This window comes from Mesorhizobium sp. ESP-6-2 (assembly GCF_020164675.1).
In the GTDB taxonomy this organism is placed as follows: Bacteria; Pseudomonadota; Alphaproteobacteria; order Rhizobiales; family Rhizobiaceae; genus Mesorhizobium.
On sequence record NZ_JAIUGT010000012.1, the window covers coordinates 203,150 to 229,661 of the forward strand.

20 protein-coding genes are annotated in these 26,512 nt (G+C 61.8%); 9 read left to right on the top strand and 11 right to left on the bottom strand.

Annotated features, from left to right (window positions below; all coding sequences use genetic code 11):
- The 7 genes from LB532_RS27050 to LB532_RS27080 all read right to left on the bottom strand — a co-directional run bounded on the left by LB532_RS27050 (window position 1) and on the right by LB532_RS27080 (window position 8,554).
- Window positions 1–1,527 carry a M81 family metallopeptidase gene (locus LB532_RS27050; RefSeq protein ID WP_140638343.1) on the bottom strand — a complete coding sequence of 509 codons (1,527 nt, stop codon included), beginning with the start codon at window positions 1,525–1,527 and terminating at the stop codon, window positions 1–3.
- A 9-nt stretch (window positions 1,528–1,536) separates the two neighbouring features.
- Complete coding sequence (locus LB532_RS27055; RefSeq protein ID WP_140638342.1) at window positions 1,537–2,487, bottom strand: ABC transporter ATP-binding protein; 951 nt, start codon at window positions 2,485–2,487, stop codon at window positions 1,537–1,539.
- The gene (locus LB532_RS27060) at window positions 2,484–3,392 is read right to left on the bottom strand and encodes an ABC transporter ATP-binding protein (protein ID WP_411908902.1); all 909 of its coding nucleotides are present in this window, start codon (window positions 3,390–3,392) and stop codon (window positions 2,484–2,486) included. Before LB532_RS27060 ends, LB532_RS27055 begins: the two co-directional genes overlap by 4 nt.
- 5 nt (window positions 3,393–3,397) lie before the next feature.
- A complete protein-coding gene (locus LB532_RS27065) occupies window positions 3,398–4,219 on the bottom strand; it encodes an ABC transporter permease (protein WP_140638340.1) in 822 nt (273 codons plus the stop codon).
- 3 nt (window positions 4,220–4,222) lie between these two features.
- Window positions 4,223–5,158, bottom strand: coding sequence for an ABC transporter permease (locus LB532_RS27070; RefSeq protein ID WP_140497345.1), 936 nt, complete (start codon window positions 5,156–5,158; stop codon window positions 4,223–4,225).
- Window positions 5,159–5,268: 110 nt separating this feature from the next.
- Window positions 5,269–6,861, bottom strand: a complete 1,593-nt coding sequence (locus LB532_RS27075; protein WP_140638339.1) for an ABC transporter substrate-binding protein — start codon at window positions 6,859–6,861, stop codon at window positions 5,269–5,271.
- Between the two features lie 67 nt (window positions 6,862–6,928).
- Window positions 6,929–8,554 carry an amidohydrolase gene (locus tag LB532_RS27080; protein ID WP_140638338.1) on the bottom strand — a complete coding sequence of 542 codons (1,626 nt, stop codon included), beginning with the start codon at window positions 8,552–8,554 and terminating at the stop codon, window positions 6,929–6,931.
- Window positions 8,555–8,848: 294 nt separating this feature from the next.
- On the opposite strand from LB532_RS27080, the gene LB532_RS27085 reads away from it, so the two are divergent.
- Window positions 8,849–9,817 (top strand): LysR family transcriptional regulator, encoded by a 969-nt coding sequence (locus tag LB532_RS27085; protein WP_140638337.1) that lies wholly within the window; start codon window positions 8,849–8,851, stop codon window positions 9,815–9,817.
- Here LB532_RS27085 and LB532_RS27090 read toward each other — a convergent pair.
- Genes LB532_RS27090 through LB532_RS27100 form a run of 3 tightly spaced genes read right to left on the bottom strand, consistent with a single transcriptional unit; the run spans window position 9,804 to window position 12,542 of the window.
- A complete protein-coding gene (locus tag LB532_RS27090; protein WP_140638336.1) occupies window positions 9,804–10,604 on the bottom strand; it encodes a M55 family metallopeptidase in 801 nt (266 codons plus the stop codon). The genes LB532_RS27085 and LB532_RS27090 overlap by 14 nt on opposite strands.
- 2 nt (window positions 10,605–10,606) lie before the next feature.
- Window positions 10,607–11,635, bottom strand: a complete 1,029-nt coding sequence (locus LB532_RS27095; RefSeq protein WP_140638335.1) for a P1 family peptidase — start codon at window positions 11,633–11,635, stop codon at window positions 10,607–10,609.
- A gap of 16 nt (window positions 11,636–11,651) precedes the next feature.
- Window positions 11,652–12,542, bottom strand: a complete 891-nt coding sequence (locus LB532_RS27100; RefSeq protein WP_140638334.1) for a D-amino-acid transaminase — start codon at window positions 12,540–12,542, stop codon at window positions 11,652–11,654.
- A gap of 226 nt (window positions 12,543–12,768) precedes the next feature.
- Between LB532_RS27100 and LB532_RS27105 the strand changes: the two genes are divergently transcribed.
- The 7 genes from LB532_RS27105 to LB532_RS27135 all read left to right on the top strand — a co-directional run bounded on the left by LB532_RS27105 (window position 12,769) and on the right by LB532_RS27135 (window position 20,066).
- Window positions 12,769–13,122 (top strand): ArsR/SmtB family transcription factor, encoded by a 354-nt coding sequence (locus LB532_RS27105; protein WP_140638333.1) that lies wholly within the window; start codon window positions 12,769–12,771, stop codon window positions 13,120–13,122.
- Entirely contained in the window at window positions 13,119–13,607 is a 489-nt protein-coding gene (locus LB532_RS27110) for an SRPBCC family protein (protein WP_140638332.1), read from the top strand. Before LB532_RS27105 ends, LB532_RS27110 begins: the two co-directional genes overlap by 4 nt.
- Window positions 13,608–13,682: 75 nt before the next feature.
- Window positions 13,683–14,096: an MAPEG family protein gene (locus LB532_RS27115; protein ID WP_140638331.1), complete on the top strand. Its 414-nt coding sequence runs from the start codon at window positions 13,683–13,685 to the stop codon at window positions 14,094–14,096.
- 388 nt (window positions 14,097–14,484) lie between these two features.
- Window positions 14,485–15,933 (top strand): TolC family protein, encoded by a 1,449-nt coding sequence (locus LB532_RS27120; protein ID WP_140553515.1) that lies wholly within the window; start codon window positions 14,485–14,487, stop codon window positions 15,931–15,933.
- Between the two features lie 40 nt (window positions 15,934–15,973).
- The gene (locus LB532_RS27125; protein ID WP_140638330.1) at window positions 15,974–18,106 is read left to right on the top strand and encodes a type I secretion system permease/ATPase; all 2,133 of its coding nucleotides are present in this window, start codon (window positions 15,974–15,976) and stop codon (window positions 18,104–18,106) included.
- Between the two features lie 45 nt (window positions 18,107–18,151).
- Window positions 18,152–19,441, top strand: coding sequence for an HlyD family type I secretion periplasmic adaptor subunit (locus tag LB532_RS27130; RefSeq protein ID WP_140497322.1), 1,290 nt, complete (start codon window positions 18,152–18,154; stop codon window positions 19,439–19,441).
- Window positions 19,431–20,066: a ribbon-helix-helix domain-containing protein gene (locus LB532_RS27135; protein ID WP_140553520.1), complete on the top strand. Its 636-nt coding sequence runs from the start codon at window positions 19,431–19,433 to the stop codon at window positions 20,064–20,066. Before LB532_RS27130 ends, LB532_RS27135 begins: the two co-directional genes overlap by 11 nt.
- Before the next feature lie 120 nt (window positions 20,067–20,186).
- Here the strand turns inward: LB532_RS27135 and LB532_RS27140 are convergent, their stop codons facing one another.
- Window positions 20,187–21,155 carry a transglutaminase-like cysteine peptidase gene (locus tag LB532_RS27140; protein WP_140638329.1) on the bottom strand — a complete coding sequence of 323 codons (969 nt, stop codon included), beginning with the start codon at window positions 21,153–21,155 and terminating at the stop codon, window positions 20,187–20,189.
- 324 nt (window positions 21,156–21,479) lie between these two features.
- Here LB532_RS27140 and LB532_RS27145 point away from each other — a divergent pair.
- The coding region (locus tag LB532_RS27145; protein ID WP_210239864.1) for a DUF5801 repeats-in-toxin domain-containing protein at window positions 21,480–26,512 on the top strand (5,033 nt) is incomplete at its 3' end.

Genomic DNA, 26,512 nt, shown 5'->3' on the forward strand with positions numbered 1-26,512 from the left:
TTAGAGTATGTCGGCCAAGGGACGAACGAAGCGCTCGAAATCCTTGTCGAGCGGCCAGAGCGGGCGCGGCGCGTGGATATAGGGGCGCCGTTCTGCCCGCGGCGTTGCCAGCGCGCCCGCATCGCAGACGATGACCTTGCCCGCTATCGGCTCGAATGCCGCCCGGAAATGCTGCATCGATTTCAGGACCAGCACGCGGCGGGCCGTCGGTTCTATCCCGAAAGCCCGCAATTGCTGAAGGTCGACCATCTGCTGCGCTTCTGAAACGACCAGGACTTCGATCCCGTCGACATCGAGTACGGCGCTGGGCCCGAAGCTATGGGTGAGCCCGCCCTGAATCGGTCCGTCGCCGACATAGGTGCCGTCCGAAAGCCTGGTCAGCACACCCGTCACCGTCAGCGGGCCGCCGCCGAAGTTGGCGTCGCCCTTGCCGCCAATCGTCACCGTCACGGTTTCGCCTTGCCGGTGACGGTGCAATTCATTTGCCGCTTGAGGATCGATCATCGGCGCGAGTACCGCACCCCTCACTCCCGCATCGAGCAGGCCCGTCAACAGCGCGGTCGAGTCGCCGTAGGAACCGGCGCCGGGATTGTCGGCATAATCGGCAATGACCAGTGGCTTGTCGCCGCGCCAGGCATGCGCCTCGGCAGCAGCCTGGTCGACCTCGATGAAAACATTGCGCTTCTTGGTCCGGCCCTGCCAGATCCTGTCCGCAAGTTCCTCTGTCACACGCATGGCGGCTGCCTTCGCGCCGGGATCACGGCTGTCATAGGTTGCGAGCACGGTGGGACCGACGCAGGACACGTCGGCGCCCGTGAAGGCTGCATTGACGGAAACCGCGAGCAAGCCCTCGGCCTCGGCCTCGCGGGCGCGGTCATAAAGGGCCAGCGTCTCGGGAATGTCGGTGCGGCCGGAATTCGCTTCGTCCAGCATCGGCACATGCGCCCTGACAGTCCGGGGCGCGATTTCACCCCTCATTGCGCGATCCAGGATACGGGCGGCATGCGCGCCGATTTCGCGCATATCCACATGCGGATAGGTCTTGTAGGAGACAAGGATCTGCGCGTCCCGGACCATGTCTTCCGACACCATCGCATGAAGATCGAGCGTTACCGCGACAGGAATGTCCGCTCCAAGTTCGGCCCGCAGAAGGCCTAGCAGATGTCCTTCCCCGTCCGGGCAAAACTCAGGCACCATCGAGCCATGAAGTCCAAGCAGCACTCCGTCGAGTCGGCTCTTGTTCGAACGCGCTGCTTCCAGGATAATACCGGCGATGTGGTCATAGGCGGCTTTCGTCACGCGCCCCCCGGGCACGGCATGTGCCGAAATCGCGTGGATCACATTCCAGCCCGCCGGTTCCGCCACATCCATGAATCCGGCAAGTTCGGTATTGGCGTTGCGCCGGGCGCGGATCGCGTCATCGCCAAGGAGAAGCGTGTCCACCTGAAACTGCGGCAAGTCGGTACGGAAGCGCGAGAACGTATTGCTCTCGTGCATGAATTCGCAGGTAAGGACATTGAAGGTCATGGGCAATTCCTATTGCGCTAGACGCACGCGATGACCGCGGTCGATCTCGACAAGCTCGCTTGGCTCGGGTTCTTCGTCGGGGTCCGGACGGCGCGAAATGTCGGGCGAAAAGCGGGCGGCGTCTGGAACGAAGGCGGCATCCGGCAAGGTGCGTGCCCCGGTCAGGATCGCATCGGGATCGGGAACCGAACCGATCAGGCGACGCGTGTAGGGATGCGTCGGGCGGCTGAAAATCGAATGCCAGTCACCCTCTTCCACCACGCGGCCGAAATACATGACGGCAACCCGGTCGCTGACATGCTCGACCACGCTCAGATCATGGGAGATCATGATGTAGCTCAAGCCCAGCGTTTCCTGCAGGTCCATCAGCAGGTTGATGATCTGCGCCTGGATGGACACGTCCAACGCCGACACCGGCTCGTCCAGCACCAGGATCTTCGGATCGAGCATCAACGCCCGCGCGATGCCGATCCGCTGGCGTTGCCCACCGGAGAATTCATGCGGATAACGGTTGGCGTGATCGGGTGTCAGGCCGACGCGGGTCAGCATCTCGGCGACGCGGTGGCTGGCCTCGCTTCCCTTGGCGATTCCATGCAGGGCAAGCTGCGAGGACAGCATGCGGCCGATGGTCTGACGCGGATTCAGCGACGCATACGGGTCCTGAAACACCATCTGAGCGATGCGCGCGCGCTCCTTGCGGGCGGGAGCGCCAGGGCCTGCCAACGGCTTGCCCTGGAACAGGATTTTTCCCGAAGTGGGCTCCTGCAGGCCCATCACGGTCAGCGCGGTGGTGGATTTTCCGCAGCCGGATTCACCGACGATGGACAGGCACTCTCCCTCGTTCAGGGTCAGGTTCACGCCCTGAACGGCACGAAGCGTCCGCTTTGGGCCCAACGGTGAGCGCCGCGGCAGCGGGAAATGGACGTTGAGGTCGCGGATTTCCAGAAGAGGCTGGTTCATGCGGTCGCCTCTTGACCAAAGCCGCGCGGCGTGGTCAGCGTCGGTGCGTCATGTCCACGCTCCTCGCTGGTCACGACCTGGTCCAGTTCGGTCAGGCGGGCGCGTCCAACCAGCGTTCGCGACCCCAGGCGGGGGCGCGCCGCGAGCAGGCCGCGGGTATAGGGATGCAGCGGATTTTCGAACAGAGCCTTGGTGTCCTGTTCCTCGACGAGCCGCCCCCGGTCCATGACCCCGACGCGCCGGCACATATTGGCGATCACGCCCAGATCGTGACTGACCAGCAGCACGGCCGTTCCTTCAGCCGTGCAAAGTTCGGCAAGCAATTCCAGGACGCCTGCCTGGACCGTCACATCAAGTGCGGTGGTCGGCTCGTCCGCAATCAGCAGGTCGGGACGGCAGGCCAGCGCAATGGCAACCATGACGCGCTGACGCATCCCTCCCGACAGTTGATGGGGATAGGACAGGGCGCGTTCCTCGGGCGCCGGCACCCGAACGCTTTCCAGCGCCTCGACGGCTTTCCTGCGCGCATCCGACCATCCGAAGCCCCTGTGGACGACGAACATTTCCGCGATCTGCCGACCAATTGCCATCAGCGGATTGAGCGCCGTCATGGGCTCTTGAAACACCATCGCCATACGGTCGCCGCGCAGACGGCGCCTGGCGCGGCTGCCAAGCTTCAACACGTCCTGGCTCCGGAAGAAGATCGAGCCGCCGGTCACCTCCAGCGGACGCTTAAGCAACCCCATCACCGAAAGGCCGGTGATGCTTTTGCCCGAGCCGGATTCGCCGACAAGTCCGTAAGTTTCCCCAGGCAGGATATCGAAAGACACGCCGTGAAGGATTTCGTTCCGCTTGCCGACGCCGATGCGCAGGTCGCGGACGGACAGAACAGGGTCGGGAAGAATGCCGCTCATGCCTGCCTGATCCTCATATGCGGATCCAGCATGTCGCGCAGCCCGTCACCGAGCAGGTTGAAGCCAAGGACCGTGGCGAAGATTGCGATGCCGGGGAACAGCGAGGCCCAGGGGGCGGTGCGGATCAGTTCGCGCGCATCGGTCAGCATGTTGCCCCAGCTCGGCTGCGGCGGCCGGATGCCGACGCCGAGGAAAGACAGTGCAGCTTCCGCCAGAACCGCGCCGCCGATGCCAAGTGTCGCGATGACCAGCACCGGACCGACGATATTCGGCAGTATCTGCGTGCGCATGATGTTGGCGTCGCTGAAGCCGGCCGCCCTGGCGGCCTGCACGAAGCCCTGATTCTTGAGCGACAAGGTGGAGCTGCGGGCGATGCGGCAGGTCCAGGACCAGTTGGTCAGGCCCAATGCGATCAGGAGGCTTGGCAAGCCGGGTCCCAACACCGCCATGATGGCGAGCGCGAACACCAGGGACGGGATCGCCAGCATGACGTTGGTCAGCCCGTTCACCAGATCGTCCCACCAGCCTCCGAAATAACCGGCCGAAACCCCGAGCGCCATACCGATGCACGAGTTGATCAACTGCGAAACGAGGCCGACGGTCAGCGACACCCTGGCGCCGTAGAGGATACGGGAAAAGACGTCGCGACCCTGCCCGTCCGTGCCCAAAAGATGGTCCCAGCTTGGTGGCATTTCAGAATTCATCAGGTCGGCGTCGAATATCGGGTTGTACGGGGCAATCCAGCCGGCGCTGACGGCTGCGGCGACCACGAGCAACGCCAGCGCCAGCCCAAGGGCGAAATTGAAACGCAACCGCATGGATCAGGCCACCTTGATGCGCGGGTCGATCATGGCATAGGCGATATCGACCAGCATGTTGATGACAAGGAACCACAACACGATCACGATGACCGTGCCTTGAACCACGGGAATGTCGCGTGCCGACACGCTGTCTACCAGAAGCGACCCGATCCCTGGCCAGGAAAACAGTTTCTCGATCACGATCGCCTGCCCCATGAGCGAACCGATCTGAAGGCCAAGCGTGGTCAGGATCAACACCAGCACGTTGCGGGTAACGTGACTGCGCACCAGACGCGGTTCGGTCAACCCTTTGGCTCGCGCCGTGCGCACGAAATCCGCGTTCATCACGTCCAGAACGCCCGCGCGGGTGGTTCGCGCCAAGAGCGCCATCGGCGATACGCCGAGGGCGATGGCAGGCAATATGATGTAGCGGATGCCGCCGGGCTGGTAGCCGAAGCTCGGCAGCAGGCCGAGCTGCAGCGCAAAGACGTACATTAGCAGCAAGCCTAGCCAGAATTCGGGAACCGACAGGCCGGAAACCGCCAGCATCATCGTGCCGGTGTCCAACACGCTGCCGGGCTTCAGCGCGGCCAGAAATCCCAGAGGAATACCGACTGCCGCGGCAAAGCCCATCGCCGCCAGCGCCAGTTTGATCGAAGGCCAGAGCCGCGGCTCGATCACGTTCCACACCGGTTCGCGGGTGCGGTAGGAAATTCCAAGGTCGAAATGCGCCAGCCCCCACAGATAGTCCCACAGGCGGACCGGCAGAGGCTTGTCCAGCCCGAACTGCTCGTTCAGATGCGCCATCACATCGGCATTCGTGGCGTTGCGCCCCTCCGACATCAGGCTCGATATGAAGCTGCCGGGGACGACGCTGAAGATCACGAAAATGATCAGCACGACCGCCAGCAGGGTCGGGATCATCTGCAGCGTGCGACGAAAGATGAAGCGCGACATCCGCGAATCCTGCCTTTCAACAACTGGGCGCCATGCGCCGGGCGGGAGTGGGCGCCATGCGGCGGGCGGGGCCGTACAAACCGGTCCCGCCCGCCAGCCATGCCATCGCGCTACTTGCGTGATGCGGGTGCGCTGTCGTCGATCCAGATGTCCTCGTAATCCTGGATCGCCAGTTCCGCGCCGTTCGGCTTCAGCCCGTGGACCCATGGCTGGTAGGCCATGACGGCCTTGTTGTAATTGAAGAACCAGACCGGAGCCTCGTCCTGCAGCAGGTTGTTGGCTTGCCTCAGCAGATCGTTCTGCTTGGCCGGATCGGTTTCGTTGCCTGCCTGCTCGATCAGCTTGTCGAAGTCGGCGTTGTTGAACTTGACGTAGTTGCAGGCGGTTTGCGACGTCTTCGAATAGAAGCAATTCAGATATTTCAGCGGATCCGGGCCCGACGAGTTCGACCAGATAAAGGCATCAAAATTGTCGGACAGGATCTTGTCGGACAGGACCGAGCTTTCCACCGGGTCGGTCGTCACGGTGACGCCCACCTTGGCCAGCATCGGGATGATCGCCTCGACGATCGGCAGGCCCCAGCTTTCGTTCGAGGTCGCGGTGACCGAGAACTTCAGGCCGGCCTCGAACCCTGCCTCCTTCAGCAGTTCCTTGGCCTTTTCCGGATCATAGGCATAGGGCTTGGCGTCCTTGTCGAAGGCCGGCGATGAAATCGGCAGCCAGGAGACCGCGGGATAAGCCTTGTTCTTCAAGAGCTTCTCGACAATCAGGTCCTTGTTGATCGCATAATTGATCGCCTGCCGGACGCGCTTGTCCTTGAATGCCTCGACCTTCGGATTGAAGCCGATATTGCGGGTGTAGACTTCGGCCACCTCAAGGATGTGATCCTTCAGCGCCGGATCCTGGCTGTAGGCCTCATACTGCACAGGGCCGAGAACGTTGGTATCGATCTCCGCGTTGCGGAAGGCGACGTCGCGAGCCGAAGCTTCGCCCATCAGCATGATGTCGAGCTTGTCGAGATGCGGCTTGCCCTTCTCATAATAGCCGTCGAACTTCTCCAGTTCGACCTTCGAGCCCGCGACGTAATTGGCGAGCTTGAACGGGCCAAGGCCGTTCGGCTTGGAGGCGAGCTGATCTTCCGGATAGTCCTTGGAGTAGATCGGCGCATAGTTCGACATCAGGTTCCAGCCCGGATCGGCCAGGTTGATGAAAGTGATTTCGATGGTCCTGTCGTCGATCTTCTTCAACCCGGAAATATGATCGGCCTTGCCTGCCTGAAATTCGGCGACGCCGGCGATCTGCAGCATCTGCTCGGCGCCCGGCAGCGCCTTCTTGGGATCGGCCAGACGGTTGTAGGACCAGATCACGTCATCGGCGTCGAGCTTGTCGCCATTGTGAAAGGTCGCTTCCCGGAGCTTGTAGGTATAGGTCTTGCCGTCGGCCGACTTCTCTACCGTTTCGGCGAGGTCGAGCTCAGGCTTGCCGCTTTCCGGGTTCCATTTGTAGAGGGAGCGGTTGATCGCTTTGGCCACGATCTCGTCTTGCGTATGCGGTGTCGCCGTGATGTCCAGCGATGTGATGGAGTTGCCATAAGGTGCGGTAAACACCAATTTCCCCCCATCCTTCGGTGTGGCGTCCTGCGCCAGCGCGGCGGTCGCCGTTCCAAGCGCAAGCGCCGCGATCAAGCCAAGTCTGTTCAACATCCCTCAATTCCTCCCTGTGGTTCGTTGTTGATTTCCTGTCAGAGGCGGGCCCAACCGGCATCCCGCCTCAGTTTCCTTCATAGACGATGCGCCCGTCCAGAATTGTCATCTCACAGCGCGTTTCACGCAGGATTGTCTCCGGTGCGGCCGCCAGGAGGTCATTGGAGAAGACGGCGATGTCCGCGAGCATTCCAGGCTCCAGCCGGCCTTTCACCGTTTCCGCGCCCTGGGAGTAAGCACCATGTTCGGTGTAGGCGCGCAACGCCTGTTCGGGCGTCAGTATCTCGGAAGCGTCCATTACCGTGCCCTTGTGCGTCTTGCGCGTCAGCATGGCGTAGAGATCGGGGAAGGGATTGGGCGAACAAACCGGCGAGTCGCTGCCGGTGGATGGCTTCATGCCCAGACGATCCCAGGTTCCGATCGGATAAGAGCGCAAGCCGCGCTCCGGCCCAAGAACCGAGACATAGGCGTCGCCGAAATCGTAGATGAAAGCCTGCTGCGGTGCGGGCAAGATGCCTGCTTTCAACATCCGCTGATTGATGGCGTCATCGACATAGCCGCAATGCTCGATCCGGTGCAGGTGCTTGTGATCCGGCCTGGCGGCGCGCACACGTTCATAAGCGCGCACGAGCTGGTCGATGGCGGCGTCGCCAATGCCATGACAGACCATGGTGTAGCCCATTGCCGTATAGCGGTCGACCAGTTCAAACAAGCGGGTGTCCGGCAGCATCCGGACACCGAAATTGTCGGGCTGGCCAATATATGGCTGGCGCATCCAGGCCGTGCGTCCGCCGGCCGAACCGTCCGTGAACACCTTCACGCCTCCGATGCGGAACATGTCGCTGCCGACACCGGTGACGAGACCCTCGGCATGACAGGGCTCGACGATGGACGAACCGGGATCGCCCAGGAGCGTCGCCCAGACCCGGACCGGCAGCCGGCCGCCGCGCTCGGCCTGCCGATACGCTTCGATCTCGGTCATTCCGTCGATCTGGCCGACAGCCGCGTCCATGCAGGAGGTTATGCCGAATTGTAGCAAGTGCCGGCCGCCCGCCTCGATGGCGTCGATGATCTCGGGAAGCGAGGGCGTGGGCTGGACATCGTAGACGAGGTTCTGGGCGTTCTCCGCCAGCAATCCGGTCAGTTGTCCGGCTTCGCGGCCGATGAGGCCGCCATCCGGATCGGGCGTGTCGATGTCGATCCCCGCCAGCGCCAGCGCCCGCGAATTCGCGACAGTGATATGGCCGCAGGCGCGCGTGACGGAAACCGGGTGATCGGGCAGGGCTGCATCCAGCTCCTTCGCGGTGGGCATCAAACCGTCGGGATAGCGGGTCTGGTCAAAACCGCGCGCGGTCACCCATGCGCCTTTGGGCGTTTCGGCGGCCCGCGCCTGCAACGCAGCCATCAGCGCGCCGCGGGTCGGCGCGGCATCGGGCGTCGCATCGACCTTGCCACGCAGGAGTCCCGTCGAGATCAGATGCAGGTGCGCATCGTTCAGACCGGGCATTGCGAAGCGCCCGGCCAGATCCACGACGCTCGTGCCCTTTCCGATCAGGGGCTTGATAGCGGCGTTGGAGCCACTGGCCACGACCTGGTTGCCCAAGACCGCAATCGCCTCCGCGATCGGATTTCCGTAACCGGTCCAAATCTTGCCGCCATGCAAAACGAGATCGGCTTGGTTCTGCGAATTCATGCTGCCTTTTCTTCTCTCCGGCGTTCACGGCCGCCGCCGACATAGATTTAACTTGAGTGGCATTCCGTTTCGCGCACGGTCAGATTCTTCTCCCGCGCTCGACTTCACGTTTCCCCTGCCACCGGCCCCAGTTGCCAGCTTTTTCGTTTTGCGGACGTTGGGGCGTCAGCGATCACAAGGCCAATTCGGTTTTCGCAATCGAGCATGCAAAATTTGCATAACATAGCAATTATAATGAAATATGTTCCCCATTGCGGTTCGATCAGTGCTCGAACGCAGTGGAGGAGAGGCCGCGTGGAAATCAAATGGCTCGAAGATTTCGTGACGCTTGCAGAAACATCGAGCTTTTCGCGGGCAGCCGAAATCCGCAATGTCACCCAATCGGCCTTCAGTCGGCGCATCAAGCAACTTGAGACGTGGCTCGGAGCACCGCTCATCAGTCGTGCCACCATGCCGGCCGAACTGACATCGGCCGGGCGCAATTTTCTTCCAATGGCGCAGGACGCCATCAGGATGTTCTATTCGGTGCGCGAGTCTCTACGCCCGCCTGCGGAACAGGGGCTTGTCCGCTTTGCGGCCCTTCACACATTGACCATCACGTTCTTTCCGGTTTGGCTGCGGGAGGTGCAGCGGAACACTCGCACCTTCGGCACGTCCTTCATGGCTGACAGAGGTGGCATCGAGGCGAACCTGGCCGCACTGACCGATGGCGAAACCGACTTCTTCCTGACCTATGCGCACCGTGAAGTGCCGTTTCACCTGGATCGCGACAAGTTTTCTCATCTGGCTATCGGATCGGATCGGCTCATCCCGGTCGCGGCGCCGGAACTGCGCTTCGACAAGTCGACCGTGCCCGCGGCGGGCATTCTGGACAGTCCGGAAACGGCAAAGCTCGCTCTGCCTTATCTCGGCTACGGTTACAGCTCTTTCTTTGGCGTTGCCCTCGGAAAACTCTTCTCGAAGCACTCGCCGTTCCGGCGTCAAACAGTGCATGAAAGCACAATAAGCGCCGGGCTCAAGGAACTTGCCCTGACCGGCGCGGGCATCTGCTGGCTGCCAGAAAGCCTCGTCGAGAACGACATCTCCAATGGAGCCCTTGTCATCTGTTCGAATGACAGCACATGGACGCTCGATCTCGAGATACGATTGTATCGCAGCTCGGAGAAGACTCGAAGCACCATGGTGGAGGCTCTTTGGCAATCCTCCAAGGCGCTGGCGCAAACGTTGAAGCCCGCGGGCACAGCGACCTTCAGCTCTTCATGAAACGGAAGGCGCGCAGCACCTCGAAATAGTCGTTCGATGCAAAGGCGACGGCACGTGGCCCGTGCCGGCGCACTCCGGGATACCAGGAGGCGCGATAGGCATCGACGGGGTTGCTGAATTCGATGATGATCTCGACCCTTTCCGGCATTGGCGGCAAAGCCTGCCGCGCCGTGTCGCGCAACGCCCTTTCAACGCCCTCGCATATTGCGCCGCGCGCCGCCGCAGGCGCCAGGGAGATGGTGGCCGCGCCGGCGCCTTTGAGGGTTTCGACAGTGGCTATCCCCGGGACGAGGGCTCTGGCGTCCGCGCAAATGCCTTCGTCGCCGGAAAGAAATACCGAGCGCACGCCATAGCGCGCGGCGCACAACGCATTCAATGTGAATTCGGACGCTGTTTCGCCATTCAGGATCAGCCGCGATATGCGCAATGTCGATGTGTGTGCGAGCGGGTTGTCCTCGACGCCGGCCTTGGAATGGTAGCCGGTATAGAGCGCGGCATCGAAGCTTTCATCGATCCCGAACATCATTGCGTCCGGATGTCCCGACCAGCCCCTCACTATGCGCGCAAAGGGCGGCATGCGTTCGAGAATAAGGTTGCGCCCGCTGTCATGCGCATCCTTGATCATGATTTCAGTTGCGCCAGCGGCTCGCGCTCCTTCGCAGGCGGCCAGGACCTCCCCGGTCATCAGTTCGCGGAATTCCCTATGGTCGGCATGCGTTCTTTCCGCCTCGTCCCAGGATTGAATGCCCGCGGTGCCTTCGATATCGGCCGAAATGAAAATCTTCATGCTCAAAGGGGCTCCTTCAGCCATTCGGTCAACGCCGGAATCCTGCGTCCATTTCGTCCAACCACGCTTTGCGCGGCGCACAGGGCATTCAGAACGGCCTCGACCGTGGTTTCCACAACCGCTTCGAAAACGAGGTCGATGTATCTGTCATCGACACGCGAAATCGAACTGAACGGTGAAGGGGAGACGTGCGGCAGAGGATCGGCGGTCGTGAAGGCGATGGCGATATCGCCACTGCCGTGTCCCCAATACGAACCGAGACGGGCAATGCCGGCGCCGGCCCGGCTGGCGGCACGGTTCAATTGCCGGTCGTCAAGAGGAATATCCGTGCCGAGAATGATGATGATCGACCCGCTTTCAGGCTCGCCGAGCCCTTTGGGATCGGCTCTGCGGCCATCCGGGAGGACAAGATCCCCTGCCCTGCCGAAGTTGGACAACACCAGAGCGCCAAGCGTGAAGGCGCGAGACCCGATCTCGACAGACCTGGATGCGCTGCCGATACCCGCCTTGAACCCAAACGACGTCATTCCGGTGCCGGCGCCGATGCTGCCCTGTTCGACCGGACCGGCGCTCGCGGCATCCAGCGCCGCTTCGGCGTCATGCCGGCTGACCGCCATTGCCTGAATATCATTGATGCCGCCGTCGTTGCATTCGCAAACGACGGGGTTGACCGTGCTGGTCTTGCGGCCGATCTCCGGGTTGGCGGCAATGGCACGCTTGATCAGCGCCTCTGCACATGGCGCGACCGAAAACGTGTTGGTCAGAAGGATCGGCGTTTCGATCGTGCACAGTTCGGCCAATTGCATGAGCCCGACAGACTTGCCGAAACCGTTGATGATATCGACCGCGGCCCTGACCTTGGATCTGAACAGGTCGCCGCCATGGGGCAAGACCGCGGTGACGCCTGTCGCCAGTCCGTTGGCGATGATCGTCTTGTGGCCGACCAGGACACCCGGCACGTCCGTGATCGCATTGTTCGGGCCGGGCGGCAGCCGCCCCATGCCAAGGCCTAAACGCCGTGCGGCACCCATGCTCACATCCCGCTCATCAAGCAAGGGCCGCTCGTCCGGCCGCATGCCCGTTCATCTCTGCAAAAGCTGTCTGGACGTAAATTTCCTGCAGGCGACGTGTCAATGGACCAGGTTGGCCGTTTCCGATCCTGTGGCCGGCAATACGGATGACGGGGGTGACCAGGCTCGAGGCAGAGGTAAGGAACGCTTCCGCCGCCGAAAACGCCTCCTCTGGCGAGAACGCACGCTCTTCAAACAAAATGCCCTGGTCTTCACACAGACGCGCCACTGCTCGCCGCGTACAGCCGGGCAGGATGGCTTGAGAATTGGCGCGAGTGATGACACGGCCGTCGTGCGTAACGATGAAAGCCGTCGCCGACGCGCCCTCGGTCACCTGTCCACCCTCGACAAACCAGACATCATCGAAGCCTTTCTCGCTTGCAGCATGCTTTGCCAGAACCTGCCCCAGCAGCATGACGGTCTTTATGTCGCGCCGTGCCCAGCGCGGGTCAGGCGCTAGGTCGACGGCGACGCCTTCGGTCTGAGCCTTGGTTCCTACGAGTTTGCGGGCGCTTGTGAAGGCGACCATGGTAGGCTCAAGATCATCGGGAAACAGGAAATTGCGCTTGGCTTCGCCGCGCGAAATCTGGAGATAGACCGTTCCTTCATCCAATCCGTTGAGCGAGATCAGTTCCAATTGAATGGCTTCTATCTCAGGCAGCGTCACGGGCATGGGAATACAGATCTCGGCAAGCGACCGCTGGAGACGATTGAGATGGAAATCATTGTCTATCAGCCTGCCGCCTATCACGGCGGTCACCTCGTAGACCGCGTCTGCAAAGAGGAATCCCCGATCGAAGAAACCGATGCGCGCCTCGTCTTCGGGCATGTAACGCCGATTGCAATAGACTTGCGCCACTTTGGCCATCCTCGATCCCAGCATCAACCGACTGCTTCGATAAATGCCAAGGCAGGTCGGCAGAGGCCAATTCAAAAAATGCAATTGGCTATGCCGATACCGTCAAAGCGCAACTGACACTCCCTGCGACGGCCGCATGATTCATGCCACGAGAGAGCGCAGGTCGCTGAATGGTTTCCCTTTAATCCCGCGGAGCCGGATGGGGCCTTGGACGACGCATCATTGACTCCCGATATTGACAGGTCGCGACCATCGAATTAAGTTCGCGTTAGTGGTGACTAACGCGAACTACTGGACAGCGCTCGGAGATCCGACAAGGCGCACGATCTTCGAACTGTTGGTCGAACAGCCCTGTTCGGTCAGCGGACTTGCTCGTGCCCTGCCTGTAACCCGGCCGGCTGTCTCTCAACACTTGAAGATACTCAAGGCTGCCGGGCTTGTGGCCGACACGCGCTCGGGCAAGGAACGCATATACCGTATCGATCAGGATGGGCTGGCAGGCCTGCGCGCGGAAATGGACCAGTTCTGGAGCAAGACCCTGGCGGGCTACAAATCAGCCGTCGAGTATCCAAAAAAGGACCAAGCATGAGTAAGGATCCTGCACTCGCGCCCGTAAGGCATTTCGTCGTCGTCGAGGCATCCATTGCGCGTGCCTTCAAGGTTTTCACCGAGGATTTCGGGAGATTCAAACCTCCAGAGCACAATCTTCTTGCCGTTCCGATCGCAGAAACGATCTTCGACCCCCGGGTCGGAGGGCACGTTTACGACCGAGGTGTGGATGGCAGCGAGTGCCGCTGGGCTCGTGTGTTGGCTTACGATCCGCCCAGCCGGCTGGTTCTGAGCTGGGACATCAGCCCTCGGTGGCAGATCGAGACCGACCCGAACAAGACGAGCGAATGGGAGGTCCGGTTCACGGCCGAGACCGAGAACAGAACCCGGGTTGAGATCGAGCACCGGCATTTCGAGCGCCATGGGGAAGGCTGGGAGGGCGTGAGGGGTGCAGTTGATAGCGATCAGGGCTGGCCGCTCTACCTGCAACGGTTCCACGGGCTGTTCAACCATCGGGCAGCCTGAAAATCGCGTTGCAGTTCATGGGGTATGACTCGCAAGCACCTTATCGCCCACTGAGATTCCAGGAGCAGAGACAACATGGAAGCCTATTGGTTAAGCATCCTCGGCGTGCTTACGCTTTGTTTGCTGTCAGTGGTGTTGGCAGTCTATTCCGGTTCGTCCAAGGGATTTGCAGGGGTACTTTCAGGACCGGTAGTCCCGGCGGACGACCACAACCCGCTCTACAGGATCGACCGCGTCCACATGAACTCGGTTGAGGCGCTGGCGCCCTTTGTCGTGCCCGCGGTGCTGGCGATGATGGTTGGTGTTGGACCGACCACTTTGGCGACCCTTGTAGGGCTGCACCTGGCGATACGCCTGATTCATCTGGGAATCTACCTACGTGGCGGAAACGCCGCAAAGGGAGGTAGCGTCAGGACAGTTCTGTACGTTTCGGGAGCGCTGGTTACGCTTGCCCTTATTCTTGTGACTGGATGGGCAGCACTCCATTGACGCGTTATCGGCACTTATCGGAGGCTACATCCGTTTTATAGTCCGCGCCCGGTGTCCCCGTTCGGCAACAGCGCCACGTCTCGGCCCGGGCAAGCGCCTCCAACTATTGGGAACCATTGCGCGGCTTTTTCAAAAAGTGCCCTCACCGCTCCAACCAAGGCATTTTTCGTCGCAGCCGATCGGCATTCTCCCGCCCCGATCGACCCCGCTGCTATGTGTTATTTTTGCTACATGTCACTGCTCATGACGGGGAAAACCCATTTAGAGTCATCTAAATTAATATTCGCTCACGTATTTTCTGAATATATCGGGTAATTCGGCAATGGTGGGCCTGGGGTTGGCCCGCTTAAGCGCCTTGAGGAAGGCGTTGGGGAAACGGGTGGGCTAAATGAACAGAACTGGCATGTCGGCCATAGGCAAGCGCCTTGGTCTTTTGATGGCGGCTACGATGCTGACTTGCGGGGGGGCGAACGCCCTCACGCTCAAGGAGGCCGTGGCGGTAGCAGTCGAATCCAATCCGGAGATCGGTCAGGCGATAGAAAATCGCGAAGCGATCGAGTTCGAATTGCGTCAGGCAAAGGGCCTCTATTTGCCCAGCGTCGACCTGCAGGCGTCGGCTGGCGCTCGCCGTCTCGACAATTCGTCACGGCGCGCACTCTCGATAGAGGACGACGCGCTTTATCCGGCAGAAACCGACCTGACCGTTTCGCAGACGCTCTATGACAGCGGCGCAAGGCGCGCAGAATTGAACCGCCAGGCCTCCCGCGTCGATGGCGCGTCGTTTCGGGTGCTGGAACGGTCGGAATTCATCGGCCTCTCTGTTGTCCAAGACTACCTCGAATACATGCTCCAGGCTTCGATTGTTGCCGAGGCAAAGAAAAACCTGGGCTTCCATCAAGCAATCCTCCACGATATCCAGGAAGGCATTGCCGGCGGCGGGTTGAACGAAGCCGACCGACAACAGGCCGAGGAGCGGCTGTTCGCGGCCAAGGCCCGCATGCAGGAAGCATCGGAGGAACTGGAGGCCGCGCGGATACGGTTTTTCAAAACTGTCGGCAAGCCGCTGACCAATGCAGCGAGGCCGGCCGACGTATCCGGCACGCTGCCAAGGTCGCTGGACGATGCGCTGGGCCTTGCGCGCGAGAGCAACCCGCGCGTCCACATGGCCAACAGCGATATTGCCGCGGCGGCCTCGCTGGTGGACGCGGCGCGGGCGAAATACGGTCCTTCGATCATTGCCGAAGGCTCTGCCCGGGCGGGCTACGACATTGACGGCGACAATGGAGACGCATCCGATCTGCAGGCACGTCTGGTGTTGCGCTGGAATCTCTATCGGGGCGGCATCGACAAGGCCAATGAGCAGGAGCAGATCCGCCGCACCAGCGAGCAGCGGCTCGCGATGCACCAGGTTCTCCGAGAGATCGAGGAAGCCGTTCGCACGTCATGGGATCGTCGCTTCCGGCAGGCCGATCTGGCCAAGACCCTGAAGCTGCAAGCCGCCTCCAACGAAAAGCTGGTCGCGTCCTATCGCGAACAGTTCAAGGTCGGGCAGCGCTCGCTGCTCGACGTGCTCGATGCGCAGAATACGCGGTTCAACACCGCGACACTGGCCGACACCGCGTCCTATGCATCCCTTTTCGCGCAATATCGGCTTCTGGCGGCGACTGGGCAGTTGCTGAAAACGATGGACATCCACCCGCCAAAACAGGCTACGGCATATGCGCGGACCGAGTTCGCCGCGCCGGAAACGGCCGACACCGAAACCTATGCGCGCACGCCCTCGGAACAGAAGAACGACGTGCCGTTCGATATTCTGGCGCCGGTCAGGAAAAAATAGGCGAGCCCAAGGATCGATCGAGAGTCCCCGCGGGCGGATCGTGAACCAGCAACCCAACATCCTGTCACCGAAAGAGGCTTTCAAGGCCTGCTTTTCGGCCGTAGCCGCGTATCTCGGCCGCCCCAGTGCCGAAACCGTGCTCTTTGCCGGCGTGCCGCTGGCCGAAACGCGCATCGATATCGACGCGATCCGGCATCTTGCCGAACGCGTCGGCCTTGAAATCACAGAGTTCGGCCATCGCGACTTTGTTCGGGGGCGCATCGACCTCCCCGCGATCGTCTTTCGCGTCAGCCAGCTGCCGGTCGCGCTGCTGGCCGATGGTGAAGCCGGCGAATATTTCACCGCTCCCCAGGAGGACGGGCGCACCACGATCAGCCGGTCGGAACTGGCCAACAGCTATATCAGCGGCGGTGCGTCCTTCTCGATCACCTATGCCAACGCAACGGAGGCGATGAGCGTCGGCTCGGCGCCGAAGATCGAGCGACGACATTGGCTGACGGGAACGATGGGGCCGTTCTGGCGCACCTATTCGAAGGTTATCCTGTCGGCGGTGTTCATCAATCTGCTCGCCATCGCCTCGCCGATCTTCACCATGAACGTGTACGACAGGATCCTGCCGAACAAGGCGATATCGACGCTCTGGGTGCTGGCCATCGGCATCAGCGCGGTCATCCTGTTCGACCTGCTGCTGAAGACCTCAAGGGCATCGCTCATCGACTATGCCGGGCGCAAGGCGGATCTGCGCATTTCATATATGCTGTTCGAGAAGGTGCTGAACTCGTCTCTGGCGGCACGGCCGGGCTCAACGGGCGAATACGCAAATCGCGTGACTCAATATGAATTCGTGCGCGAATTCTTCACGTCCAACACCATCAGCGTGTTCATCGACACGGCTTTCGTGTTTGTTTTTCTCCTCGTCATCTATGCGATAGGCGGCTGGCTGGTCATGATACCCGCACTGGCCTTCGTCGCGTCGGTGATCGTCGGACTGGTCACGCAGCGGCGCATCGGCAAGCGTGTGGCGGCGTCCATGAACGAGGCCTCGCAACGGCAGGCCCTGCTGGTCGAATCCATCTCCACGCTGGAAACGATCAAGTCGCTGCGCGCCGAGGCCTACCTGTTGCGAAAATGGGGAGAGCATTCCAAAAATGCCTCCAACACCTCCGAGAAGATTAAGCAGCTTTCGGCCGCCGCCGGCAATATAACGCAGGCCATCCAGCAGATGGTCACGGTCGCGCTGGTGGTAGCCGGCGCCTACGCCTTCTCCGAAGGACATGTCTCCACCGGAGCCATCATCGGCACCGTCATGCTGGCCAGCCGGGCTGTCGCCCCGCTCGGTCAGATCGCCATCACCTTGTCCAGATTGCGCCAGGCCATGCTCTCTTTGCGGATGGTGAATTCGATCATGGCTCAGCCGGAGGATCGCCCGGACACCGTGGGCTTCGTCAACCGGCCCATCCGCAACGGCGCCATGGTGTTCAGGAACGTCGGCTTTACCTATCCCGGCTCCGAGAACGAGGTCCTGACCGGCCTGAATTTCTCCGTGAAGCCGGGCGAGCGGATCGGCATCATCGGCCGCATAGGATCGGGAAAGACGACGATGGGCCGATTGATCGGCAGGCTTTTCTTGCCGAGTTCCGGCGAACTGCTGCTGGATGGCATCGACATCCGCCAATACCACCCCTCCGAGGTTCGCGCCGCCGTCGGCATCGTCGCGCAGGCGAACGATCTGTTTTCAGGCACCATCAAGGAAAATCTTTTGATGGCCTGTCCGGAGGCGACCGATGAGCAGATCGTCGAAGCGGCCAAGGCCGCCGGCGTCGATGATTTCGTCTCTCGCCACCCGCGTGGCTATGACATGAATGTCGGCGAACGCGGCACCAATCTCTCGGGCGGCCAGAGACAGACGATGGCGATCGCCCGGCTGTTGCTGACCAAACCGAAAGTCGTCTTCCTGGACGAGCCGTCCGGCTCGATGGATCTGGCTTCCGAGCGGCAACTGATCAAGCAGCTCAAAGTGGCTTTCGATCGAAATACGACGTTGATCGTCTCGACGCACCGCTTCAGCATGCTCGAACTTGCCGACCGGCTTATCGTCATCGAGCAAGGCAGGATCGTTGCCGATGGACCAAAGGACCAAGTGATACAGGCGCTGCAGAAAAAAAGCACCTGAAGAACAAAAACTATCAAAGTATTCAATGCGTTGGGGCCGTGGGAAATGCTTGCAAGGGAAGACCGGCCGCCGCTCTTTGCGTCGGCGTCCATATTCATCATAGGTGCACTCTTCGTGTCTTCCGTTGCTTGGGCGTCCTTTGCCGAGGTGGATGAAATCGCACGCGGCGACGGCAAGGTCATACCTGCTTCCAAAACGCAGATCATCCAGGCCAGCGAGCCGGGCGTCGTCCAGGAAATTGCCGTCAAGATCGGGCAGGTGGTGAAGAAGAACGACCTCATCATCCGCCTCGACAATACGTTCAACACCTCCAGCCTTGGCGAGCAACAGGCCAAGGCACGGGCATTACAGACCCGCATTGCACGGCTGAAGTTCGAGCAGAGCGGCGATCTGCAAGGGGAATTTCCGTGTCCGGCCGAAATCCAGAAGGTCGCCCCGGAAATCTGCGACAACGAGCAGAAGCTGCTCGTCGCCCGCCGCGACAACTTCGAAGTCAAGCTGTCGGTTCTCAAGTCGCGCCTCGATCAGCGCGAGAAGGAATTGGACGAGGCGACCGCCAATTCCGATCGCCTTACGAAGAATCTGGTCGTCAGCGACCAGGAGGCAAAGCTGGTCGAAGCGATGGTCAAGAAAGGCCTGATGGCGCGAACCGAGCAACTCCGGGTCGAACGCGAGCAGACAGAGCTCAACGGGCAGCTGACGCTTGCTGGAGAAACCACCAAGAAAGCCAAATCGGCCATCACCGAGGCCCAGCTTCAGGTCGATGAGCTCGGTCTGCAGCTGCAACAGGAAGCGCTGAGCGACCTGACGCAGGCGCTGGCCGATCTCTCGGTGGTCGATGAAACCATACGCGGCGCGACCGACAAGGTGGCCCGCACCGACATCCGTTCTCCAGTCGACGGTATCGTCAACACGCTTGACATCAATACGGTTGGCGCCTTCGTGCAGCCCGGCGCGGTCGTGGCCGGCATCGTTCCGACTTCGGAGACCTTGCTGGTCGAAGCGCGGGTTTCGCCCCGCGACGTTGCCTTCATCCGGCCGGACCAGGAGGCGCTGATCAAGGTCACCGCCTATGATTTCTCGATCTTCGGCGGCATCGAAGGCAAGGTCTCGAACATCACCGCCGATAGTCTCGTCGACCAGAAGACAGGCGAGCCCTATTATCAGGTGCGCGTCGCGACCGACAGGTCGACGCTGACGCGGGATGGCAAGACCTATTCGATCATCCCGGGCATGATCTGCTCCGTCGACATCAAGACCGGCCGCAAGACGATCCTGACCTACCTGCTGAAACCCATCAACAAGGCACGAGAGGAGGCGATGAGTGAACGATAGCGCCACGCCTCCCGCTGTCCTCGAGCGGTTGCTCGTGCCGATGGCCACGGAAGATCTCGGCATGGAGTTCCGGGTTGTCGCGCGCCGCGGCATCCGCCGCGGCATCCGCCTGGAGCGGACGTTCTGGACGTCACTCAAGCAGATGGCGGAAAGCCGCAAATGCACGATCGGCATGCTTGTCGATGAGATCGCCGAGAGCCAGTCTCCCGCTGGCAACCTGACATCGGCGATCAGGGTTGCCTGCATTCGTGACTTGACGGAAGAAAACCTGACGTTGAAGAGGCTTGCATCAATCAGGACGATCACCGCGATACTGGTCGCCTGCCCCTCGCCCGCCTTCGCCCTTTCATCGTCGAAAAAGATCCTGACCTTCAACGCTCCATTCCAACAATTGGTAAAGCGCCAATTGCCGACGGCGCCGAGCGATGACGGCCGTCAGGATCTCAGGCTGGCTCTCGATCTCAACGTCGCGGACATCTTCGCGCGGCTGGATGCCAATGGCGAGATTCCGGTCGCGAGTGGGTTCGTCATCGGCGCCGGCGAGCGCCGATATCGTGGCCAATTGAATGCCGTGCGAGCACCGCTGGTCGGGCAGGACCTGCTAATGGCATTCGTCAGCGGCTAGAAGCAATTCCAGGTGCGAAACGCTTTCCCCGGGAAAAGCGCGTAGCGCCCTTGGGAATTGTGAAAAAAACAGAGAGATAGAGCGGTTCGGCGTTGCATAGAAACGGCGAACCGCGGTTGCTCACCGACGGGCAAGCGCTCCTGAAGCCATGTCGGGCTGCAATCCCTCGCCGGGCGCGACGCCTGCGAAACCGCCCTTGATCTCCGCGACCTGCGCGCTGCCCGACCTCGAGCCATGGATCCAGGCTCGGTCCGTGCTGAAGGAATACAGCGGAACATAGTCGGGGAGATCGCTGTCGCGCAGCACGGTGTTGTTGAGGCTGTCGAGAATGAACACGCCACTTGCCGTGCTTACCGACAGGACCGCATGGAAGAATCCCCGCCTGCGATCCTGGAGAACAACCAACGCCATGCTTTGCGCGGGGATGCCGGCCCTCAGCAGCGCCGTCATCTTCAGTATGACGAAATCCTCGCAGTCGCCGGCGCGCTTATCAAGCACCTCCGCGGGCTTTGCCCAATAATCGAGCTTGCCATAGACGACGCTGTCCTTCCTGTAGGCGATCAGGTGATTGATGCCGCTGTTGACGAAGGACAGTTTCTCGCTGAATCCTTTGCCCTGTGCCGACGAGATCAGCCTTGCAAATGCCGCGCTCTTCTGTTCGCAGGCACTCCCCGCCGAGCAGCCGACAATTGCCTGGTAGACCGGCGCCCACCGCGCGGCGACGGGAAAGTTATGCATGGACAACGCGACGGAGCCGAACACGCCGGGGATGATCGCCGCCGTTTTGACGGGATCAATTCCGACATCGGCAGGCCCCGACGCAACGCCGGTTTGGGCATCGTCGAGCGTGTAACTCATGGAAACCACGCCGGGCTGGTATCCTGCCGCCGGCTGCCAAGGCTGGGATCTTTCCAGGGAAACGCCGCCCAGGCTGAACGGCATCCGCACGTCTTCAACAAGCCCGCCGACCGAAGCGGTGTCGTCTAAAGGGACGCTCGCGAGCGATGGCTGCGGCAGGCCCGCAAGGCTGATCGTCAGCAAGAGTAGCTTGAGGCCGGCTGTTCCCGGCGCGGTTTTTTCTTTTTTCATAACGCCCACCTTTTGACTGTGGACGGTACCAATCTTGTCTCAAATTATTGGCAATGAAGGTAGATAATGGCGACGAAACTTACCTCTCCCATTTTTCGTAAAATTTTATTAGAATTTATACTTCTATTTACCATGCGGCAGGAGGCGAGCCCCTCATCCGCACCGACGGATATCGACTTATATAACAGAATATATGCTCCCAGTTTACCACGCGTAAAAAATGCCTTTGTACGCATATAATAGTATATAAAGCAGATTGACGAACTGTTGCAAAGTAATGGTTGCCGCTGTCTCTTTCCGGAAAATGCCGGAGGGGTACAAGCAATGACCATCAATAACGAATTGGACGCCGTTTCGGGTTCGTGGGACGAGCATTCCATGGCCAGTGAACGTCACGACCAGACCTCGCCGGCAGAGTTCCAGGTCGCCCAAGCGGCTTCGACGCAGCAGGCCGCGCCGGCAGCGGCCGAACCAGTGCCGGTCGATGTGGGCAGCGGTGCGCCTGCGGAAGCACCAGCGGAGGCTAAGGCTCCGGCGGCAGCCGCGCCGCACGAATACGTGGCCGACGCCAGCAACGTCGTGAAGCTTCCGGCGAACGTCTCGATCGACAACATCAAGGTCGACGGCCACAATCTCGTGCTCGAACAGGCCGATGGCTCGGTCATCGTAATCAAGGACGGCGCGCTCAACGTGCCGACCTTCGTCCTTGGCGATGTCGAGGTGCCGCGCGTCGCCTTGATCGCCGCGCTCGAGGCAAGCCATGTGGATGTCGCCTTCGGCGCCGATGGCTCGATGTCGGCTGGCCCTGGAGGTTCGACCTCGAGCGCCGGTGGAAATTTTGAAATTCCTCCCGGCGGCATCGGCGATGGATTTGATCTTTCGGCGCTCTTGCCGCCGACCGATCTGCAGTTCGGGCAGGCCGAGAGGCGGGAGCTGTTCCTTCCCAATGCGAACCCGCAATTTGGCGATCTCACCGTCCGCGTGTCGGAAGAAGGGCTTTCAGGCGCAAACCCGGACAGCGATCCCGGCTCACCCTTCGACGAATCGAATCTTTCGGTGATCAACGGCAGCTTCGGCGCTACGGATCCCAATGGCGATCCGCTGACCTACGGCCTCGGCGTGCCTGCCACGACGCTCACCTCGCACGGCACCGACGTCGTCTGGGAACTGGTCGATTCGACGCATCTCGTCGGCAGGGTCGGATCGGACGTCGTGATCAGTGTCACCATCACGGATGCGAGCGCGGGAACCTTCCAGATCGCCCTGCTCGGCCCCCTCGACCACCCGCTGGCCGGCTTCGAGGATAACCTCTCCATCGTCGTCCCGGTTACCGTGCAGGATCCGTTCGGCGGCTCGGCAACTGCCAACATGACCGTAGTCGTCGAGGACGACAGCCCTGCCCTGACTGTGGGCAACACGGCAGCCAGTTCCGCGGTGCTCGATGAAACCAATGCCGGTTCGCCGGCCGGCTTTCCGATCGACGTGACGAGCACCAACCCGATTATTTCCATTGCATCCAATTTCGGTGCCGACGGCGCCGCCGCTGGCGGCGGCATCGCCTATGCGTTGGGCCTGACCGGCAATGCCGCATCGCTCGATTCGGGCTTGAAGACGGCCATTGGCGATTTTGCGATCACGCTGCTGCAGACCAATGCGACGACGGTCACCGGCACCTATCAGAACGGCGGCACCCACACCGCCTTTACCATCGTCATCAACGGCAACGGCACGCTTACGGTCACCCAATACGCTCCGCTGGAGCACGCTGTCGATGGATCGAGCGCTGCCGCCCATGACGACGTGCTGACCCTCTCGGGCAAGGTCACAGCCTCGGTGACCGTCACCGACTTCGATGGCGACAGCGCATTCGGCGGCGCCCAGATCGGCGGCGCGATCCAGTTCCACGACGATGGACCTTTGGTGACAGTCGTCGCCGACGCCGGCGCCGTGGTCTCACTCGACGAGACGCAGGGCTTGAGCATGGCGGCTGCGATCGACACTGGAACCATCGTCAAGGGCGAGGATCCCGATATCGGCGGTACCGGGGCGATCACCTCCGGCGCCAGCAGCGGCGCCCTGGTCGACGTGATGGCGCTGTTCGGCGGCGACGGCCCGGCGGCGAGCAGCACCACTGTCTATCAGCTGAGCGTAATCAACGCCGTTTCCGGCCTGACCGTCACCGACGGCTCGACGATCACCTTGCAGACGCTTGCGAGCGGAGTCGTTGTCGGAGTCGTGCAGGGCGGCGCGTTCAATGGCGAGGCGGCGTTCGCGCTATCGATCGATCCGGCCACCGGCAAGGTGACCGTCGAGCAATATCTGTCGCTCCACCATTCCGACACCGGCAATCCCGACGACACGGTTGCACTCACCGCCGGCTCGCTGGCCGTGAAGGTCACGGTCACGGATAGCGATGGCGACACCGCTAGTGCCAGCGCCGACGTCTCGGGCCAGATCAGTTTCGACGATGACGGGCCGAAGGTGACGGCTGTCGCCGCCACCGGCGTTACGGTAGCGCTTGACGAGACGGCGACCACGAGCGATGCGGCCTTGATCGCCACGCCCGGCATCGCCAGGGGCGAGGATCCCGATGTCGGCGGCAGCGGCGCGATCGCGCACGGCACCAGCAACAGTGCCTTCGTCAACATCACGGCGCTGTTCGGTGCCGATGGTCCGGCGATCTCCGGCCACACCGTCTATGCGCTGAGCGTCACCAATGCGGTCTCGGGCCTTGCCGTCACCGACGGCTCCGCGATCCAACTGCAGCTGCTGGGCAACGGCGTCGTCGTCGGCGTCGTCCAGGGCGGCACGTTCGATGGCGATGCGGCGTTCGCGCTGTCGATCGATCCGGCCACCGGCAAGGTGACCGTCGAGCAGTATCTGTCGCTTCATCATTCCGACACCGGCAATCCCGACGACACGGTGGTGCTGGCCTCGCATTCGGTCGCGGTGAGCGTGACCGTCACCGATGGCGACGGCGACACCGCAAGCGCCAGCGCCGACGTCTCGGGCCAGATCAGCTTCGACGACGATGGTCCGAGCCTGACCATCTCGCAGCCGAACGGTGCCTTGAACGGCCTGTTCCTGGACGGCTTCGTTCCCAATGGCGACGCCTGGGGCGCGGGCAGCGGCACCACGACCGGTCCCGCCGGCGCCTGGACTGTCACGGCTTCGCCCTACGAAGGCGCCAGCAGCATCGAATTGCAGAAGGTCGGTGACGGCTATCGCGGCGTCGACAGCCCGACCGACAGCGTTATGGTCGACCTCGAGGCCAGCCCTGGCAACATCCAGATCTCGCAGACGCTGCATGGCCTCAGCGCCGGCGAATACCGCATCTCCTTCGAGATCGGCGCCGCCAACGATCCGGGCATTGCCAACAGCGCCAAGCTCGAAGTGCTGTGGAACGGCGTCTCGGTCGGAACCTACGATCCTACGTCGGGCGTCATGCAGACCATCGCCATCGACGTCACGGCGACGGCCGGCGACAACTCACTGACCTTCCGTGAGATCGGCGAAGCGGGCGACAACACCGGCACCTTCCTGGCCAACATCAAGGTCGGCGACATCATCGTCATCGACGAGACCGCAGGTGTCGATGCTGATTCCGACGACACCACCGATCCGGCCGTGGCGGCCCTGTTTGCCGGCGTCAATGCCGGAGCCGATTCCGACATGCCGCTGCATCAATATGCGCAAGGCAGCGGCGGCGTCGTGAACGCCACGGGGCTGTTCGGCGCCGATGGCCCGGCAACGAGCAATTCGCTTGTCTATGCGCTCACCCTTGCCAGCAATACGGGCGTGGATTCCGGCCTGAAGACCACCGACGGCCACGCCATCTCGCTGTTCACCGACGGCAGCGGCCGCGTGATCGGCGTCTATGATGCCGACAACAACGGCATCACCGCCACCGACAAGGTCGCCATCGCCCTGCATATCGATGCCGCCACCGGCCAGGTCGCGGTGGCGCAATACGTCTCGCTCCAGCATCCCGACACCAGCAGCAACGACGAGGGCATCGCGCTCGGCGCCGGCTCGGTCTCGGTCACCGTGACGGCGACCGATGGCGACGGCGACCACGTCACACAGAGCGCCGACATCTCTCAGACCGTCGTCTTCGAGGATGACGGGCCGAAGGTCCTGAGCGGCCATGCCGCACCGGTGACGATCGATGAGGACGACATTGCCAGCCTGCTGTCGCAGGGAACCTCGCCCTATGACGGATCCGGCGACGGTTCGGGCACGGAGTTCCCGCTGGGTGCGGCGATCGCATCCGGCTCGTTGAACGGGCTTGTCGACTTCGGCGCCGACGGCCCGGCCGCCGGCGGCGGTTTCGGCTTCACCGGCACGGCGGCCGCAGACCTGACGGCCATCGGGCTGTCGTCGAAGGGCGTCGAGCTGAGCTGGATGGTCCAGGGCAACACGCTGGTCGGCTTTGTCGACAGCAACCATAACGGCGCTTATAACGGGCTTAGCGACCGCACCGTGATGACGGTGACGCTGAACGCCTCGAGCGGCGCCTTCGTGGTGCGCCAGTTCGACCAGCTCGACCATGTCGCGCCGGCGGCCGGAACATCGGACCAGAACACCGCGCTGCAGACGCATCTGGGTGGCGGCAGCGCGGCCGGCATCGACCTCGGCTCGGTGTTCCAGGCCAAGGACGGCGACGGCGATACGGTCACGCTGACCGGCAAGGCGACGGTCACCGTGGTCGACGACGTGCCGCAGGTGTTCATCGCGGCGACCGGCGTGTCGGTCGTGCATGACGAGACGGCGGGCAACCAGAACGACGACACCAGCAGCGCCTCGGTCGCGCACCAGTTCGATTCGCTTGGACTGGGTACGGCAAGCCTGGGCTATGCGCATGGCAACCAGCCGGTGGTGCTGTTCGGGTCGCTGCTCGGCACGGACGAGCCGCGCGCGGCGGTGCTCAGCCTTGCGGTTGCAGCGCCGGGCACGGATTCGGGCCTGAAGACGACCGACGGGCACGAGATCTCTCTGTTCAAGGAAGGCAATCTGATCGTCGGCCGCGTCGACAACAACAATGGCACACCCAACGACAAGGGTGCTGTCGCCTTCGCGGTCTCGGTCGACCAGACCGGCCATATCTCGACGGCACAGTACCTGTCGCTGCAGCATCCGCTGGCCGGCAACGGTTCGGCCGGCTCCTATGACGAGCCGATCAACCTGTCGAACAAGATCAATGCGGTGGTCACGATCACCGACTTCGACGGCGACACAGTCAGCCAGTCACTCGCCATCGGCGCCAAGATCGTCTTCGAAGATGACGGGCCGAAGGTCCTGAGCGGCCATGCCGCACCGGTGACGATCGATGAGGACGACATTGCCAGCCTGCTGTC

What these genes read in the sequence shown, in the direction of transcription:
- LB532_RS27110 (WP_140638332.1), top strand. Translation starts at nt 13,119, where the DNA reads ATGAGTAAGGATCCTGCACTCGCGCCCGTAAGGCATTTCGTCGTCGTC.
- LB532_RS27065 (WP_140638340.1), bottom strand. Translation starts at nt 4,219, where the DNA reads ATGCGGTTGCGTTTCAATTTCGCCCTTGGGCTGGCGCTGGCGTTGCTC.
- LB532_RS27075 (WP_140638339.1), bottom strand. Translation starts at nt 6,861, where the DNA reads ATGTTGAACAGACTTGGCTTGATCGCGGCGCTTGCGCTTGGAACGGCG.
- LB532_RS27080 (WP_140638338.1), bottom strand. Translation starts at nt 8,554, where the DNA reads ATGAATTCGCAGAACCAAGCCGATCTCGTTTTGCATGGCGGCAAGATT.
- LB532_RS27090 (WP_140638336.1), bottom strand. Translation starts at nt 10,604, where the DNA reads ATGAAGATTTTCATTTCGGCCGATATCGAAGGCACCGCGGGCATTCAA.
- LB532_RS27100 (WP_140638334.1), bottom strand. Translation starts at nt 12,542, where the DNA reads ATGGCCAAAGTGGCGCAAGTCTATTGCAATCGGCGTTACATGCCCGAA.
- LB532_RS27140 (WP_140638329.1), bottom strand. Translation starts at nt 21,155, where the DNA reads ATGAAAAAAGAAAAAACCGCGCCGGGAACAGCCGGCCTCAAGCTACTC.
- LB532_RS27120 (WP_140553515.1), top strand. Translation starts at nt 14,485, where the DNA reads ATGAACAGAACTGGCATGTCGGCCATAGGCAAGCGCCTTGGTCTTTTG.
- LB532_RS27115 (WP_140638331.1), top strand. Translation starts at nt 13,683, where the DNA reads ATGGAAGCCTATTGGTTAAGCATCCTCGGCGTGCTTACGCTTTGTTTG.
- LB532_RS27050 (WP_140638343.1), bottom strand. Translation starts at nt 1,527, where the DNA reads ATGACCTTCAATGTCCTTACCTGCGAATTCATGCACGAGAGCAATACG.
- LB532_RS27130 (WP_140497322.1), top strand. Translation starts at nt 18,152, where the DNA reads ATGCTTGCAAGGGAAGACCGGCCGCCGCTCTTTGCGTCGGCGTCCATA.
- LB532_RS27095 (WP_140638335.1), bottom strand. Translation starts at nt 11,635, where the DNA reads ATGGGTGCCGCACGGCGTTTAGGCCTTGGCATGGGGCGGCTGCCGCCC.
- LB532_RS27055 (WP_140638342.1), bottom strand. Translation starts at nt 2,487, where the DNA reads ATGAACCAGCCTCTTCTGGAAATCCGCGACCTCAACGTCCATTTCCCG.
- LB532_RS27070 (WP_140497345.1), bottom strand. Translation starts at nt 5,158, where the DNA reads ATGTCGCGCTTCATCTTTCGTCGCACGCTGCAGATGATCCCGACCCTG.